The organism is Polaromonas sp. P3_B1, from assembly GCF_056402935.1.
Map to the genome: position 1 here is coordinate 1 of NZ_JBFUGK010000062.1, position 16,914 is coordinate 16,914.

Consider the following 16,914-nt stretch of genomic DNA (forward strand, 5'->3'; position numbering starts at 1 on the left):
TTGACTCACACAGCCGAAAAACGATCGCCAGACGGAGCGGGGTACATGTCATCAACCCGCATCACACGATTCGACTGCAAGGGGGAGCGAATGGCGGATCAGGAAATTATTTTCTATTCCGAGCCGAACGCCAAAGGTGTGATCGTCAGCCAGATGCGTCGCTCTGCCAAGCAGGCCGCTGCCGCATTGGAGTCCGCAGACCCGCAGTCGAATGGCCTAGCCCTGATCTATGCCACCTGTGATGTCTTCACGCGGGGCAAGCCACCGGGGCAGTGAGCAACCGCAATTGAATTTGGCGTAAACGGTCCGATGGAGTATGCAGGCGCGGAAGTTACTACCAGCCGAAATTCACCGTGACACTCGCGCAGCATCATATGAACGACTACAAGTACTACTTACGCGACAACGGGGCCGGCCTTCCGTATGAGGTGTTTAGAGGAGCCACGTCTTATCGCATGTTGTCTGATTCGAACCTTGAGCGGGCGAAGAAAGACGGAACCTGGTCCGGCGCTGACAAGGAAGTCCGTCCAGTGTTAAATGAATGGCGTAAGGGTGACTTCGACCCGGAAGATGACGCAATTACTGAAAGCCAGGCACTGGCTTATCTTGACGACTGGCGTTCCGGCCAATGGCCAGGGCGGGACTAGCAGAGTCGCAATTGGATGACCGATGCGGCCACTATTAAGATGTCAGCTTTCGGCCAGAAGCGAACATCCGGCTATACAAGCTCCAGGGGTCCGGAAATCAACTTGTGTATGAACTCAAAACTCTGGGCACTTCTGTCGCTGCTGGTTCTTCTTTCTCTGATCTCGCCCTCGCTCATCGCTGGGACGGAGGACATCGTCTTTCGTGACAAATGGGGCCGCGTTCTAACGAAGCGCGATCTGCAATACGCCTCTGGCACTTTTGAATGGAGTATTCCCTCATCTGTGAAGGTGAGCGACCAAGCCAGACGCGAGCACGAGGCAGGACGAGTCGCAGGTCAAAAGGGAGATTACAAGGCAGCAATAGCGAGCTTCAACGCCGCTGCCAAGGCGGCACCGAACTGGCCTTACCCGAACTACGATCTTGCTTACACCTATTTGTTGCAAGGAGATTTTGCTGGCGCCCTCAAACACTATCAGCTTGTCGATCAGGCGGCACCTAGAGGGTTTTTCACTGTCAAAACGGCGGTGGATACACTGCGTAGAGAGCAGTCGGGGGAGCTTCCAAAAGGAACATATCTCAGCTACGTCGCCCTCGAATGGGAAGGTAACAAGCAGAAGGTAAGGTCAGCCGTCAGCGCAATGACTAAGTCAATTCCAAATTTCGCTCCGGCTTGGAAAACAGCGGCGAACTTTGAAGATGAACCGACAAAACGATTGGCAATGCTGGAGGCTGGCCTAAAGGCTCGACCGGACGCCGAGACAAAGGGCTTCTTGCTAATAAACAAAGCCCTAACGCTTCGGGATATGAACCGAGCGAACGAAGGGCGAGAGATTCTGGGCACGCTCTCACTCGATCCAAACTCTCCTGGGGACATCGAAGCTATTGCCAGAGCAACTTTCGCGGACTTGGAACGAAGCAGGGACAAGCGTTAGACAGTTTCATGTCCGCATCGGGCCCATAGCCGACATGAACGCTGGCCTGCAGCGAGTTCACACCAGCCCAAAGCCGATCTCGTCAACCGCCCGCTGGCGAACCCGCAAACACCGCCAGCTGCGCCGCAAAAGCCCGCTGGTAAGCCGGCCGCGCCACAGCCCGCGAGACATAGGCCGGCAGCGTTGGGTATTGATCCAGCAGCCCAGAGCTCTCCAGCCTGCGCAGCACCGTCACCATCAGCAGGTCACCTGCGCTGAACGCGCCGCCCAGCCAGTCGGCATCACCCCGCCGGCTGGAAGTTCACTCACGCTGCTTGTTGATCTCTGCTATGGGCCAAAGCGGCTATCAGTAAGATGACTGTTTTCGGCCAGAAGCGGATCTCCGACCAACGCAAGGACCCTGTGAAGCCAGAACTCAACACTCGCCAATTGATGCCCTCTGATGCGGAGGAATTTTCCGCCTTGCGACGTCGGGTCACCGAACACAATCCCGTGCCTATGGGGCTTTCGCTTGCTGAAGAGTTGACCAGGCCGCTGCAGGGGTTCCGTGATCAGCTGGGCGCTCCCGCCCCGAGCGCGGCCTTCGGTGTGTTTGTCGACGGCCTGCTGCTTGCGTGCTCGGCCGTCGCGTGGACGAGCCGATTTCCCTCTTCCATGCACAAGGTGACTCTTTGGGGGACTTTCGTCGATCCATCGCATCGAGGCCAAGGATTCGGCCGGATGGCTGTCGAGGCTGCGTTGGAACACGCACGCTCACAAGATGTGCACCGCGTAAATTTGACCGTGTTCTTGCCGAACACCGCCGCAATCGGCCTTTATCAGTCGCTAGGGTTCGAACCCTACGGGCTCGAACCCGAAGCAATTCGACTTGATGGCACGTTCCATGATGGCCAGCTCATGAGCCTGTTGCTAAGCGGCAATTGACAAACCAATGCTTCCAAGGCCTGCTTTATGAAGTTCGACACGCTGCCTCATCAATGCCTTGTGGACGAGATGCTCCAGATTCGGGTGCTGGGGCTTCGTGCCGACGAACGAGTGACCCTGAACCTGTGGAGCTGCTTCAATGATGTCGTGTGGCTGTCCGAGGCGGTCTTCATTGCAGACTCCCACGGCGTCGTGGACCTGAGCATTCAAGCGCCGGTTTCCGGCTCATACACGGGCGTCGACTCCATGGGGCTCTTCTGGTCTCGTGCCCCAGTGCCTCCCGAGGTCGTCAAAGGCTACGAAGGAAAAAGCACGGACCCGCTCACGGCAACGCTCACAGCAAAAAGGGACGGCGGTGCGCCGCGAATCACTCATGTTGTCAGGCGTGTCTACATGGACGAACGGGTTGTGTTGCGGGAGGTCCGGGAAAGAGGCCTTGTTGGCAAGATGTTTGAACCCAATCGACCCGGCCCTCACAGCGCAGTCCTTGTGGTTGGCGGTTCCAACGGGGGATTGGCCTGGTCTCAGGAGATGGCGGCGCTGCTGGCATCTCGGGGCTATGCGGCACTTGCTCTCGCTTACTTCGGCGCCGAAGGCCTGCCGCCAACGCTCGACCGCATTCCGCTCGAATACTTTGGAACGGCCTTGGAATGGCTGGCAGCGCAGCCCGCCATCGCGGCCGAACAGGTCGCAGCGGTGGGTGTGTCGCGCGGCGGAGAGCTGGCCTTGCTTCTCGGCGCAACGTTCCCTGAAATACGGGCTGTTGTCGCATATGCGCCCAGTGGCATCCTTTGGCCCGCATACCCTGAAAGCGGAAATGGAGCCTGGACTTTACGTGGGGAGGAGCTTCCCTACGCCAGGACGCTGACGCATGCGCAGTGGGATGAGGCGCTCGCGGCCGGTGACGCGCATGAAGGCAGCTTCGATTGGTACTTCATCCCCTTGCAGGATGCAGCGTACGCAAGCAGGGCATCCATCCGCGTGGAGAACATCAATGGACCGGTGCTGATGATTAGCGGCGTTGACGACAAGGTCTGGCCGTCTACCGAACTGACGGAGTTCGCTTTGGAGCGCTTCAAACGACAGGGCTTTCGCCATCCGGTCAAGCATCTAGCCTATGCAGCCGCGGGACACAGCATCTCTTGGCCAAACGGTCCAACGACGATGCTCAAGTCGAAGCATCCGGTATCGGGCGAAGAAATGGATATGGGTGGAACGCCAGAGGGGACTGCACGTGCGAGACGGGATTCGTGGCCTCGAATGCTTGAGTTCCTGAGTGGTGCACTCGGCGGCGGCTAGACCTTTTTCCAGCCTATTTGCATCGAGGAACCTATCGCATCTCAATGACCGCCTCGGAGCAGGCCCGATGACCGCTTAGGGCCCATTGCAGCCGTCGGTAAGATGACAGCTTTCGGCCAAGACCGGACGGTCGACGATGCCGCTCAGTTCGGGCGAAAGCAGACATCCGCGGCATGCGCATAACGGATTCAGTGCGAGTCAAGAGCGCATCGCAAGAAGCAGGTGCACAGATCGATGAACGATAAGCTATCGAACAATGAGCGTTTCGGCCAACCCTAAACCAGTTTGCAACCATGAGCGCTACATAATTCAACGCGTAGCTGAAGTTAACCTGCGGCCGACAGAAGCGTCTAAGGCTGCTGGAGCCCTTCATAATCAAGACCTGCCCCCGCTTTTTCGAGATGCCTACCTTTCATCATGGATAAATTCTTGCTGCAGCAGCAGGTGCTGGAACGGCTCGCCGAAGACCTGTTGCAAGCCGAACAGGCAATGCGGGCGGCCCATGAAACGGCGACTCACGAAGAAAACATCGCCGAAAACAAATACGACACATTGGGACTCGAAGCCGCATACCTGGCCACCGGCCAAGCTCGGCGCGCCGAAAGCATCCGCCAGGCGATAGCCAATTGGCGCCAATTCCGCCCGCGCCCCTACGACTCCAGCAAAGGTATACAGCTCGGCGCGCTGGTCTGCCTGGTCGATTCCGACGACAAGCAGCAACAGCTCTTTCTCGGGCCGGATGGGGGCAGCATGAAGTTGGTCAGCGGCGCTCAGCTCGTTCAGGTCATCAGCAGCGAAGCCCCTTTGGGCAGGGCCATGCTGGGCAAATGCGAGGGAGATGAGGTGTGGATACAGGTCGCTCCAATCCGACAGCAGTTTGAGGTGCTGCGGGTTCATTGAGCCGCAAGCAAGCCCACTCCGAATTGGCCGAGGTCAGCACACGTGCCCGGAGGCTAGACTTCTGCTTTCGGCCAGAAGCGGACATTACGCGCTAAGGGAGATTGATATGGCTTTGTGTACCCCGTTTAATGAGTGTCCTATTTGCCACAAGCCAATTGGGGAGACCGCCGAAGTTATTGGATTTCCCGACCTGGTGCCGATGTTCAGTCAATTTGACGGCAATTTCTACGATTCGTGTGCCCATCAAGCCTGCCTTGATTCATGGCCGCGACGTGATGAGTTCGTGGCCTACTTTAACCAGTTGGTTGAAGAGTCGCTTCTATCGAAATCGTTGCAGCTTCACGTACTTGCTACCGGTCGAGTGGTTTACGGACGGTCGCTCAAAGAGTCTTAAGTTCGCCGTGCGCAACGACCGCTTTAGGCCCATAACGGTCATCTATCCTCTAGGAAAGAAGTCACCCAACGTTTGACATGAGCGGCGGCTGGAGGCGGGCGCAGCCCGCTGGAAACCGCCCGCTCCATGGAAGGGTTAGGCGCAGCACGACTACTCATTTTGTTTCCGTCCATCCTCAGCCCGTTGTTCCTTGGGATGGGTGAATGCGAGCGGTTCTTTCCCAGTGCTGAAGCGATACCACACCAACCACAGCCCAATGACGGCGCCGCCAATTCCAAAGAGCCACCCGCCCAGCGAAGGTTTGGGCTCCCAAAAAAGGGACCAAATGCAAAACGAGCTGATGAGTGGGCCAAGGATATACGCCGGCAAGCGCTCCCACGGCAAAAAGGCAAGGCCCATATCTATCGTTCTCCGATTTGCTGTGCTTCACGCATGAGCGGACGCCGAAGGTGGTCCGCGCTCGATTGAAGTGTTGGCCCTCAGCTCGGCTGGAACTTCGTACCAAAACGAAGGAGGAAGAATGTGGTTTCTGATCAGCCAGGCATAAAAGTCTTGCTTGGTGAAAAACTCATCGTGAAGATGCTCAGGCTCGGGCACCGCTGCTCTTTCGACCATGCTGCGGAGATGCTTAAGGGCTGTCGCTCGAATGAATATTGGCAGGTCACCCTCCCGCGAAACGTACCCCACGAGAGGTTCGCCTCTAAGTTCGAACGAACCTACATTCGTCCACTTCGGATCCACGCTCTGAACGCGTAGCCCATCTCGTATTACGCCCTGAGCCAGAACCCTTGCAACGATGTGCTCGTGCTGCATTCGCTCACGAGCCCATTGGGTCACGACTTCCCAGAATCGGTAACTCTCGACATGCCTGGATAAATGCATAGCGACTTTCTGCGGGTTAACGTAAAAATGACCGGGCCACCAACATCCGCGGCGAAGCCGCCTCCTGCTGTTGTGGGTCCGCGTCGATTGACAAGTTAGCCATCATTCTTCCAGGCTCGCGCCGCACTTTGAACAGAACTTTGGCGGAGAAAATGGATTCTGGTTCGTGAGCGTTCGGCCGCACGAGTTGCAGAACTTCATCATGCGCAAATTCAGGACGGTGATGAGGCCGACGAAAGGAACCACGAAGAAGAGTTCATTCGTACCAGCCACGGCCCAAACGAAGGCGACGAACAGGACACTGGCGCCGATCGAAACGCGCGGCCACAGCTTTCGTTTGAGCGAGGCATTCTTGCTCAGGTAGAAGAACGCCATCGAAGCGACACCCAGAGTTACCCACACCACAATGAAGATCGGAAACATTTGGCTCACGCTTGCGTTTGGCACCTAGGCTCCTATGTGATGGCTAACGTTTGACAGGAGCGGCGGCCGACAGTGGGCGAAGCCCGCTGTTGGACGCCCCCTCGATTGAAGGGTTAGGCATCGGTGTGTAGAGCTTGTTTGCCGAAAGCTAGCGATGCAGTAAGCAGCATGAAGGTGGCCGCCGGAAGAATGAATACAGAGGCGTTACCTGCTGGCACGCCGACAAAAGCCGTTGTTGTGGGCATGATCGAAGAAAGGAGCACAAACGGAATCATGATTGCACCGGCATGACCGTTCGTGCTTGCGAGCATGTAGAGGCCGAGCGCATTAACCAGATGCACACCGGCCAAAGCAGCAACAAGGATTGCTACAAACTTGGGCAGCCGCCCCAACAGTGCATATGCCAAGCCTGCTGCGGCGCAGCTTGCCCCCATAAGAGCAAGCATGCTTACTGCGCGAGATTGCCCCATGTGCTCGATCCATTGGTATCCACCAATCAACTTGGCAATGAAGGCTATGCCTGAAAACCAGCCTGCGGCGGCAATGAGCCAAAACGGAAGTAGTAGGAAGCGCATATTCCGATGCCTAACTTTGATATGTCCCGCAAAACTGCGGAATAACATGGCCACCAGTTAGATAACACCGGCGACTATGGTTCAAAAAAGTGTTTGAAAGCATAGGCTTACTTCACTTGACTGGATAAATGAATAGGTATATCAGCCCTGACGGAGTCGCCGCAGCAGCTTTGCAGTCCACGCGGTTGTTGGACCAGGTGCGTGAGCGTATCCGGTATTTGCACTATAGCCTGCAAACCGAAAAAGCTGACCTGCATTGGGTCCGATTCCCAACCTTCCCCCAAAGAGGGAAGGAGCGGGGCGGCGCACCGGGTAGCCGTGTTGCTCTTCCCCTCCAGGAAAGGCCGCACGTCGTGCCCGGGGTAAGTGCCGAGACGCCGGCGCGGAGGTCCCCGGTGTTCAGCTCTGCGTTTTGGGTGCGGCCGGCTCCCGGGGAATGCGCACGGTGAAGGTGGTGCCGTCCACATCGTTGGAGCTGACCTCGATAGTGCCGCCGTGGGCAAGGGTGGTCTCCCGCGCAATGAACAGCCCCAGGCCCAGGCTGGTGCGGGGGCGACCGGGCTGCTCGCCGTCGACCGGAAGCTGCACCATGGCGCTGAAAATGGTTTTAAGGGCGTCGGCCGGAATGGCCGGCCCGAGGTTTGTCACGGCGATGGCGACCTCGTCTTGCCCGCCTTCCACGTTCAGGGTCACGCTCGTCCCCCTGGCCCGGTACTGGGCCGCGTTGGTCAGCAGGTTCACGATGACCTGCTGCAGCCGGACGTCGTCGAAAACGCCCGACAGGTCGCCGTCCGAGCGGAATTCAAACGCGCACGCGGGATGCGCCGACGCCGCGTCGTGCAGGGCCGCCTGCGCGATGTCGCCCATGTCCGAAGGCGACGCCACCATGGGCATCTTGCCGCCCAGCTGGCTGCGCGAATATTCCAGCAAGTCGTTGACCATCGTCGACATGGTGGCCGCGCTTCGAATCAGTCTCTTGCCTATCGTCGCATTGCCCTCCGCCGTGTTCGACCGCACCAGCAGCGAGCCGGTCATGCTGATGGCCGAGAGAGGCGTGCGCAGGTCGTGGCCCAGGATCGCCAGGAAGCGCTCGCGCGTCTTCTCGTTGTGTGCCGAGAAGGTCACCGCCGACTCGGCCAGGGCCTGGTCCACCGCTTCGTTGAAGCGCATCAGGTCTTCGTGGACTTCCTCGGTGAACGCGCGCACATGGGGCAGCCAAAGGCGCAGCACGCTCGCGCGCAGTGCGCGGAACTCCGCCGTGAGCTGCACCAGGGAAAACCCGCTGACGTCGCGCAGCGTCCCATGCATGGACGCGGCGCTGTTCGGAAACTTCAAAGGCGCGTCGCCTTGCGACTTGGCCGTCTGCTGGGCGTCGCTCTGGAGGCTGTCGATGTCGAGCGCGATGGCCTTGATCATCTGGGAAGCGTGGTCGCGCAGCGCCGATTTGCTCATGAGGGCCGCGGCGGGCCCGAGCGTTTTCGCGAAAGCCTCCCACTCCGCCAGAATATCCTCGAGGCGGTCCGTCAGAAATTGAGAAAGCTTCATATCACCCTTGTTGGCCTTGGCCCATGTGGGCGTCACCCATTATGTTCGCTTGGGCCCCAGCTGGGCGAAGTGCCGCTGATGCGCGAGCGCCTGGTGCTCCTGTGCACGCCCCAGCTGGCCGCCGGCCTGCGCGAACCGCGCGACCTCGCGGGCGCAACCCTTTTACATGCCACGGCCTGGCACCATGAGTGGCTGATCTGGCTGCGCGGCGCCGGCGGCCTGGACCTGCAGGGCGCGCGTGAGCAGCTGTTTGGCACGGTGGATATGTGCGTGCAAAAGCGCGGAGCGCGGGCTGGGTGTCGCGATTGCCGATGCGGCCTTGTTCGCCGACCTGATCGCTTCGGGCAAGGTGGTGAGGCCTTTTAATGTTGAGGTTGATAGTGTGGGAACGGCTATTTCCTCACCTATCCGCCTGAGCGGCGGGAGCAGCGGAATATTCGGATGTTTGAGGAGTGGCTGCTGGTTATGGTGCGGGGGTGAGGGGGTTTTCTATGGGGTGAACCGGCGCAGACTGATCTGCGCGGATGCCGTCCCCGAAGGCGGCAAGCCGCGACTGGCTGAGGTTTTCTCCGAGACCGGGCTCACGCATTGCGAGGTAGGCGGTAAGAGTTGACTATCGTTAGTGTTCGATTATCGATAGCTAGCTCATGCTTATGACCGAATCACTCCCACAAGCAGATTGTTACTTTGTCTACGTCTGGCTAGAAGCAGACTCGAGTGACCGCCTCAGCCTCGTGTCGCCTCTCGGCAGCCGCCTCGTTCCACTGAACTTGCCGAAACTGAAAAGCGGGCGAGAATCAAAATGCGATCACGCTTTACCGAGCAGCGCCTCCGGACGGAGTCACGAAATCTTCTCGCAGCAAGAACGCGTTGGATGATCCGGCCTGAATCAAAGAATCCAATATGGCCAGCATTGGCGTCCGCAGCGCAGCAGTCTGTAGGGCTGGCAAATGCTCGAACATCAGCCTAGAGGCGAGTTGGTCCATCCGGCTCTGCGCGGACTTTGACTGCTTGAGCGCCTGCGACAACTGATTCCCAAACTTTAAATGAATGAGGCCAACGGCCCCCGGCAAAGAATCCGCCCCCACAGCCAACAGGTAAACGCAGTACGCGTCCAATACAACACCCACCGGCGGAAAATCTGTGAATAGCTGATCGATGCTGTGGTGCGCCTCGCCAAGCAACGTCCACCTGCGCAAGCCGCTTTTCCAGACTGTATTCAGCAGCAGTTTTCGCACGAGTTTGCCACCCCACGACCGATCGCTCAACCCAGAACTTGCCCAGCTAGCTGCCTTCGCACGTTCCGCCACTGTCCTCCAAAGTGCCCAAAAAATAGCTGCATCGCCGCGCCGATCTGCAGCCAACAGCATGTCTTCTACCAGATTCGCATACTCGTCCGGCTCACTGTCGATCAGAGGTAGGGTTGGAGCAAGAAGCGCGCGCGCGCGGGGCTCGTCAATGGACAGCAAAAACTCGGCGAACGCTTCCCGTGCCGAAATGTGAAGCTCGTAGTTGCTATCACCACCCTCATGGTTCCTATCCCACCATCTCGGAAACTGCCCTGCGACCCATGAGAAGACCTCAGCGCCCATTGGATGGTCCGGTCTGGACTTGAAGAGCGTCACCAGCGCAGACGCGAGATTCCAATCGTGGAGCATCAAATGTGTGTCGACGCTCGGAGGTGCCGCATCCCAGCCCTCCTGATTAGCTGCAAGCAACTGAGCCTGTCGTTGTTGAAGTAACTCTTCGTGAGACGGCGGCTCGCTCTGGTGGACTTCTTCTCGTGCCATTCCACGAGCAGTATCCTGCTCGGCGGAAATCCTAGCTTCCTTGACAAGCACGTTTAAAGCGAAATTTGGAAGCGCGGCCAGGGTCCAGAAGCGGTCGTCGGTCATCCCCTGCACAGCGGCTTCCCGAACGTGGTGATTGAAATGCACTAGTGCGGCGAAGAGCAAACGGCAAGCAACAGGCAACGGAAGTTGGGGGGCAATGGCCCCCAATGCGCGCGCACATTCCATGGAGCCATCGACAGGAATGCTTCCACGAAAGATGTCTTCATCGGCTGGGACCTCGCAGAGGCACGCTTCGATGGTTTCGCCGCACCACTGTCGATCGGCCGGCAACAACTCTTCCCAATGATCTCGCAACATAAGGGCCGCTACCATGCGTCCGCCGCCCTCGAGGATCTCGCGCCTAGCTCGCGCGGCGATTTCCGCCTCTACTTCCTTGGCGAGCTCCAAGATGGCACGCCATTCGTCGTCGGGCTCATCGGACCGTTCATGGCGACGATGACTCCAATTTTGGAGTCGGATTCTTTTCATGAATTCTTGCTGACGATCCTGTGCGTTCTCGATCATTTCGTTCACGTCCGAAGGCAGCGACCCCATCAATAACTCCAGGCCGCCTTCGGCCTGTGACACCTGATACGTTCGCAAGTCCATTCGATGCAACGCTAGTGTCCACTGTGACTGGTCATTCGAGCGCGATTCCGCAGAGGGCAACTCGGACAAGTAGCGATCAAGTAAGGTATGAATGGCGGGGCGCGCAGGTCCAACCTGCAATTGAACTGCGAGCCATTCAAGGTTTCGTGCCCGGTGCGACAGCTCGCGAGATTGCATCCTTTCTTGCTGGAATAATTGCGAGTAGGGATCGACGCCTCCAACGGCCAGAGCACTTTGATCGGCGACCATCCTTGCAGCATCGAGACGAATGAACTCTGGACACCCAAGAACGCTCACCCCGCAATCCCCGACCGAATCTGGATGGGCAAGACATACGCTTGCAACCACTGCAATTAAGGCAGCGTTGTTTGAAGCGTTAAGAATGTAGTTGAGATAACTTTGCAATACTTCAGGCGTTGTCCTACCGCCCGCCATCTGAAGAAGTTGCGCCTCCAACGCCATCAACGCGCACTCTATGACACCAGGAACCACCGAGGTGGCGCGATACGCGTTCCACAATCGGCCGTTGCAAATAACGGCTTTGGTCCGGCCGTCGCTCAGCGTTAGCTGAACCTCATACGAATCCTCAATGATGTTTCGAGCCTGAGATCGACTCTGATAGCTGGTACAGCAACGATTCACTAAGTCCACGATGAAGCGCACGGCGTCTTGGAGATGATGCGTTAACAGGAACGCGAAGGGCCCTTGCAGGGCCGAGGGAGGGAAAAAACGGTGATCGTGGTCGTGGGTGAGGCCAAACACGGATTCCAGCTCCCTGGACCATCCAAATGGCCGGTCCTCGACCTCGATCCATCTCGCTAGGCATAGATCGATCAAACGCGTATGAAAGTCTCTTGCAAACGCCATGCTGTTGAACGGCTTAAACGTGGCCACAGCCAGATGACGCGCCTGCATATCTTCGCGTAGGTTGCCGGGACGGGTGGCGCGTAGCGTCAAAGCTTCGAACAACGGCTTGTTGGCGGCGGGAATTTTCAATAACAAGTCGATGAGGCGCTCATGCGAGACCCAGCTCCGCGCTCCCTCGCCGTGCCGAGCCAAGAGTTTCTCAATGAGCAAGCCGGCGGAATCCGCTCCAGCCGGATAGGGATCGCTCAACGATACTGTCAATGCCCAATCCTCAACGAAACTGAGGACGAGCGCGTCCATGCTGTGTGGAAGAGAAGTCCAGTGCTGCTGGGTGAAGCGTAAGAGGAGCGCCCAAGCGTTTCCAGTTGGAACATGCCAACGCGCGGAGGCCTCTACGTTTGCAGCAAGCGGCGAGACCGTTTTGCAGCCAACTCGAATCAAATGGAGGAGTCTCTGAAGCCAGTCGGCTTCCGACTCTAACAACCGATCTGCAAAGGTCTGCATGAACGAACCTGAAGCTTCCGATTGAAAGATCGCAAGCCAGGTGTCGTCCAGGAAGTGGACGGGCAAGGTCGCACTATCGCAGGCTTCTGCGACAAATGCGTTTAAAGCCGAAGCGTCGACGTCGAGCTGTTCGGTCAGCCACTTGCGGTATGCCCGTCGCAGCGCTGGATGCTCGCCGACATCCTCGGCCAACCTATGGACGTTTCCAGCATGAAGGTCGAAACGCCGCGTGAACCACTCCACGAGGCCCCAATCTTCCAATACGTCGTGAGCTGCGGCCACGCGGCTGCCTAACTCATCAACCGCTAGCAAGTTGTCACTCGCCAAGCTACTCAAGGCACCATCAACGTCCTCGACAACGACAAAAGGCTGAAGTGCGCGTGCGCGGGCGACGCAAACTTCGAAGAAGAGCCTTTCGCGTTTAGCTGGCATGCCATCAGCTACATAGGCGTCGTTGCGCACCAAATCTCCCCACATCCTCCTGCGAAGAGCGCGCTCGTTGTGGGGGATAGGATCACCTGGCTGCAAGCGAAGCTCGGCGGCCCGAGCCAAGAGAAACGGATTGCGCAGCAGGGCGCGCAGGGACGGGTTGGAGAGCAGGTTCACCAACATTGGCGCGGCGTGCGCAGCTTGATCCAATTCTTCGTCGGTCAGTCCTCCAACTATCACCTTTACGCAGTCGATGCCACTCGTTGCAAGTAAGCTCCGCTCCACCAACTCGGCGTAATAGTCGCGACAAGTCACGATCAATGAAATCGTCTTGTCCTGTTTGGCAGTCAGCAGCAAATCCTTAAGCGCAGCTCGATCGCTCGATTCGAGCAAACGTTCGAGACCGTCAACGAGAATCGTCTTGCGGTGAAGCGGAAGAAGTTCGCTCAACTCTTGCCATGAGAGATCGATATTGGCTTGGGAAAGAACCTGGTCAATATGCGACGCTTTAAACTCCTCAGCTGCGAAAACGAAGTTGGAATCGGGTTTAGCCGCCCCAACGATGTAGTCGCTGCCTAAGACAGATTTTCCGGAGCCTGCAGGCCCCACCAAGAGCACGGCCTGGTGAGCGGCTGCTGCCGCTTCAAGCTTGCTTCTAATCGAGGTGCGTTCGAATTTCAGTCCTTCAGGGCCTGCTCCCGACATTCTTTGCAGAATGACCGCAGAATGCTGTCGGAGGCGCGCAAGCTGTCGATGCTTCGACATTGGTACTGTTGAATGTCGAGCTCTCATCGCCTCGGGCAACGTGGCAGACTCAATGCTCCTTCCTTCCCCCGCGGCCAAGCCTGCTAAATCTACCAGTTCGCTCCACGTTGTCGATGCCGCATTGATCTCAGTGTCGGGAGACCGCAGGGCTGCGAGCAAGCTCAGAATCGAAGCCAGGTCCTTCGCTGCCGAATCTTGAAAGTCGAAGCTCAATACGTGAAATGAACGCAAGAATTTCCAAATTAGTTCGTCAGCAACTAGTCCCCCTTGAGCCGTTTCGACTATCTCCTTGATCGTGTCGTAGTCGGCTTTGGCTTGCTTGTTCAAGGTCCCTTGTCCCGTCCGTCGCGAATCGAAATCGGACAGAGTGGCGGCAGCTCTCGCCTGAGTAAGAAGCCAGCGAACGTCATGCTGAATTCGGTTTGTGCCCAAAAAAGTAATCAAGACGATCGCATCGCGGTCTTGCTGAAACTTGTCCGTGTTGCTGAAGTCTCGCCATGCAGCGGCGATTGTGTCCCGGCACTCGGAGTCAGCAGCGCTAAGAGTAAAACTCCGCTTGATTTGAGCGGCGATCTGACGCGTCTGCCCATCTTCCGAGCGAACCTCGACGACGAGGTCGTCGATATGCCATCCAAGGCGTCTCGCTTGGAAGTGAACCCGAGTCGGAGCAGCGTCCGCGAAGATGGGAACGAATGACTTGGTCAACAAAAGCGCAAGAAAATAGGCGCCAATGCGACGTTCGAAATCCCCGCCGCCGCCGCCCGTGGAAATCACACTAGCTACATGCTCGCTCATATCCGCCCTTCATCGATTTTCTGCTGATAGCTCATAGGGGGATACGTCTTTGTGTCGTGTCGCGTTAACCGCTGATCAGCCGGTTCTATTTCTGTGCTCGCGTAGCCAGAAATTCCTCAACTTTCTTGCCCACGGTAGCCGTGCTCTCCACCGTCTTCCCACGGCTTTCCCATGCTGGCATGAGCACAGCCTCCATCGAGCTGAGCAAGTCTGCGACCGTCCCCAGTTCCCTGTCGGGGGCAACCCGGTATTCCACGGCTCGCGCTTGAACTGCCTGGCAGTTGGAGGCCTTTTCCYTCAAACCGCCGAGTTCCAGACGCAGATGCAAGCTTGCAAGTTCCAGCGTATCGGGAGCTGAACCCCGGAGTTCGAGAAAACGACGGGCGAGCCCCTCGAACGATATGGCGATGAAATTGCAAGGCAGGCCTTGGCGATTTCCGACTTCCATCATGAGCGACTCGAAACCCTGCCGGAGAAAGTCATCGATGGACCACCGCATGGGGCTTTTCCCGTCGAGAAGCAGCTCTTCACACATGCGCTGAATGCCGGAGCTTGGCGCTGTCAGGAAGGACGTTGCCAGGTTTTGGTCCGCACTCCGTTGAGCCATCTGGTCAATGTCTTTTCCGCTCGGCGCGATAAGTGCACGACCAACTTCCCTTCCGCGTTCAATGTCGGGGCGCAAGCGTTGATGGAAGCCCTGCTGGGCGGCCAGCAGTTGCTGACGAAGCTCCGGGTATCTCTGCGCACAGCTATCTGCCGCTGTGGAGAGGTAGACGTCCGTGACGAACGCATTCAGTTGGGCTTGCTCCATCACGTCGGCTGCTCGCGCAGTGCAGCAGCTGAATGCGAGGGCCAAGCATGGCAGTAAATAGGAGCGGAAGAGCATGGCTGAATGAATAGTAGTGTGTAGAGGGGCAACTGGCACCCGGCAGTTCCGGCAAAAAAGAGGTGAAAAATGCCGGCCCCGGGCCGAATCCCTCGCAGCATAGCCCCCACCCCACATACGCCACCCGGCGTATTCCCCAATCCCCCTCCGGTCCCCAGAATCCACTCATCGTTGCCCTAAAGCCTTGTTTTCCCTGGCTTTTTCGCAGCGAAACGCGATTCACTTATCCCCATACCTATCTACTACCGGAGAGGATCACATGCAAGAACGTCGATTTACCCTTAAGGCGATGACCGCCGCCGTCGCACTGGCCGCCCTGGGCGCCGTGCCCGCTTTTGCCCAGGACACGATCAAGGTCGGCGTGCTGCACAGCCTGTCGGGCACCATGGCCATCTCTGAAACGACCCTGAAAGACACGGTCCTGATGGCGATTGAAGAAATCAATGCCAAGGGCGGCGTGATGGGCAAAAAGCTCGAGCCCGTGGTGGTGGACCCGGCCTCCAACTGGCCTCTCTTCGCTGAAAAAACCAAACAACTGCTCGGTCAAGACAAAGTGGCCGTCATTTTCGGCTGCTGGACGTCTGTGTCGCGCAAGTCGGTGTTGCCGGTTGTCGAAGAAATGAACGGCCTGCTGTTCTACCCCGTGCAGTACGAGGGTGAAGAGCTGTCCAAGAACGTGTTCTACACGGGTGCGGCGCCCAACCAGCAGGCGATTCCCGCGGTTGACTACCTCATGAGCAAGGCCGGCGGCGGCGCCAAGCGCTGGGTGCTGCTGGGTACCGATTACGTGTATCCCCGCACCACCAACAAGATCCTGCGCGCTTATTTGAAGAGCAAGGGCGTGGCCGACAAGGACATCGACGAGAAATACACCCCGTTTGGCCACAGCGATTACCAGACCATCGTGGCCGACGTGAAGAAATTCTCGCAAGGCGGCAAGACGGCCGTGGTGTCCACCATCAACGGCGACTCGAATGTGCCTTTCTACAAAGAGCTGGGCAATGCCGGCCTCAAGGCCAAGGACGTGCCCGTGGTGGCCTTCTCGGTCGGTGAAGAAGAGCTGCGCGGTGTGGACACCAAGCCCCTGGTCGGCCACCTGGCCGCCTGGAACTACTTCCAGTCCATCAAGAGCCCGGCCAACACCGAGTTCATCAAGAAGTGGTCTGCGTATGCCAAGGCCAAGAAGCTCCCAGGCTCCGACAAGCCTTTGACGAATGACCCGATGGAAGCCACCTACATCGGCATCAATATGTGGAAGCAGGCTGTTGAGAAGGCCAAGTCCACCGATACCGACAAGGTGATCGCCGCCATGGCCGGCCAGACCTTCAATGCGCCTTCCGGCATCGTGAGCAAGATGGACGAGAAGAACCACCACCTGCACAAGTCGGTGTTTATCGGCGAGATCAAGGCGGATGGCCAGTTCAATGTGGTGTGGAAGACGCCTGGTCCTGTGAAGGCGAAGCCGTGGAGCCCGTACATCGAGGGTAATGCTTCGAAGCCTGATGAGCCGGTGAAGAAGTAAGAGGCTGAATAAGGGCTTGGGGTGGGTTGGGGCCGGTTGGCCCCCACCCTAGCCCTCCCCCAGCGGGGGAGGGGATGAATACCCGAAGCCCAATTCGCTCGCTACGCTTCTTCCAATCTTGACGGTGAGTGAGGAATGGGAGGCTGTGGGGTGGGTGAGGCCGGTTGGCCCCCACCCTAGCCC

At 57.9% G+C, this 16,914-nt stretch carries 13 protein-coding genes and 1 pseudogene; 8 read left to right on the top strand and 6 right to left on the bottom strand.

The window, feature by feature from the left end:
• The 3 genes from AC1DXS_RS23880 to AC1DXS_RS23890 all read left to right on the top strand — a co-directional run.
• Positions 1–276 (top strand): surface-adhesin E family protein (locus AC1DXS_RS23880; protein WP_477739926.1); only part of this gene is annotated, 276 nt, incomplete at its 5' end.
• Between the two features lie 98 nt (positions 277–374).
• Complete coding sequence (locus AC1DXS_RS23885; protein ID WP_477739927.1) at positions 375–647, top strand: hypothetical protein; 273 nt, start codon at positions 375–377, stop codon at positions 645–647.
• A 108-nt stretch (positions 648–755) separates the two neighbouring features.
• Positions 756–1,580 carry a tetratricopeptide repeat protein gene (locus AC1DXS_RS23890; RefSeq protein ID WP_477739928.1) on the top strand — a complete coding sequence of 275 codons (825 nt, stop codon included), beginning with the start codon at positions 756–758 and terminating at the stop codon, positions 1,578–1,580.
• 82 nt (positions 1,581–1,662) lie between these two features.
• Here AC1DXS_RS23890 and AC1DXS_RS23895 read toward each other — a convergent pair.
• Positions 1,663–1,878, bottom strand: a pseudogene (locus AC1DXS_RS23895) (glutathione S-transferase family protein); the annotation flags it as partial.
• Between the two features lie 56 nt (positions 1,879–1,934).
• Between AC1DXS_RS23895 and AC1DXS_RS23900 the strand changes: the two are divergent.
• The 3 genes from AC1DXS_RS23900 to AC1DXS_RS23910 all read left to right on the top strand — a co-directional run bounded on the left by AC1DXS_RS23900 (position 1,935) and on the right by AC1DXS_RS23910 (position 4,703).
• Entirely contained in the window at positions 1,935–2,504 is a 570-nt protein-coding gene (locus AC1DXS_RS23900; protein WP_477739929.1) for an N-acetyltransferase family protein, read from the top strand.
• 27 nt (positions 2,505–2,531) lie between these two features.
• Positions 2,532–3,803 carry an acyl-CoA thioesterase/bile acid-CoA:amino acid N-acyltransferase family protein gene (locus AC1DXS_RS23905; RefSeq protein ID WP_477739930.1) on the top strand — a complete coding sequence of 424 codons (1,272 nt, stop codon included), beginning with the start codon at positions 2,532–2,534 and terminating at the stop codon, positions 3,801–3,803.
• Between the two features lie 417 nt (positions 3,804–4,220).
• Positions 4,221–4,703 carry a GreA/GreB family elongation factor gene (locus AC1DXS_RS23910; RefSeq protein WP_477739931.1) on the top strand — a complete coding sequence of 161 codons (483 nt, stop codon included), beginning with the start codon at positions 4,221–4,223 and terminating at the stop codon, positions 4,701–4,703.
• 1,378 nt (positions 4,704–6,081) lie between these two features.
• Here the strand turns inward: AC1DXS_RS23910 and AC1DXS_RS23915 are convergent.
• The 3 genes from AC1DXS_RS23915 to AC1DXS_RS23925 all read right to left on the bottom strand — a co-directional run bounded on the left by AC1DXS_RS23915 (position 6,082) and on the right by AC1DXS_RS23925 (position 8,522).
• Positions 6,082–6,402: a hypothetical protein gene (locus tag AC1DXS_RS23915; protein WP_477739932.1), complete on the bottom strand. Its 321-nt coding sequence runs from the start codon at positions 6,400–6,402 to the stop codon at positions 6,082–6,084.
• 113 nt (positions 6,403–6,515) lie between these two features.
• Positions 6,516–7,025: a hypothetical protein gene (locus AC1DXS_RS23920; RefSeq protein ID WP_477739933.1), complete on the bottom strand. Its 510-nt coding sequence runs from the start codon at positions 7,023–7,025 to the stop codon at positions 6,516–6,518.
• Positions 7,026–7,376: 351 nt separating this feature from the next.
• Positions 7,377–8,522: an ATP-binding protein gene (locus AC1DXS_RS23925; RefSeq protein ID WP_477739934.1), complete on the bottom strand. Its 1,146-nt coding sequence runs from the start codon at positions 8,520–8,522 to the stop codon at positions 7,377–7,379.
• A 78-nt stretch (positions 8,523–8,600) separates the two neighbouring features.
• Between AC1DXS_RS23925 and AC1DXS_RS23930 the strand changes: the two genes are divergently transcribed.
• A complete protein-coding gene (locus tag AC1DXS_RS23930) occupies positions 8,601–8,888 on the top strand; it encodes a type 2 periplasmic-binding domain-containing protein (RefSeq protein ID WP_477739935.1) in 288 nt (95 codons plus the stop codon).
• Positions 8,889–9,337: 449 nt separating this feature from the next.
• On the opposite strand, the gene AC1DXS_RS23935 is transcribed toward AC1DXS_RS23930, so the two are convergent.
• Together AC1DXS_RS23935 and AC1DXS_RS23940 are read right to left on the bottom strand one after the other, a co-directional pair.
• Positions 9,338–14,323: an NACHT domain-containing protein gene (locus AC1DXS_RS23935; RefSeq protein WP_477739936.1), complete on the bottom strand. Its 4,986-nt coding sequence runs from the start codon at positions 14,321–14,323 to the stop codon at positions 9,338–9,340.
• An 85-nt stretch (positions 14,324–14,408) separates the two neighbouring features.
• Positions 14,409–15,134: a hypothetical protein gene (locus tag AC1DXS_RS23940; RefSeq protein WP_477739937.1), complete on the bottom strand. Its 726-nt coding sequence runs from the start codon at positions 15,132–15,134 to the stop codon at positions 14,409–14,411.
• A 334-nt stretch (positions 15,135–15,468) separates the two neighbouring features.
• Between AC1DXS_RS23940 and urtA the strand changes: the two genes are divergently transcribed.
• The gene (gene urtA, locus AC1DXS_RS23945) at positions 15,469–16,731 is read left to right on the top strand and encodes an urea ABC transporter substrate-binding protein (protein ID WP_477664321.1); all 1,263 of its coding nucleotides are present in this window, start codon (positions 15,469–15,471) and stop codon (positions 16,729–16,731) included.
• Positions 16,732–16,914: the final 183 nt, after the last annotated feature.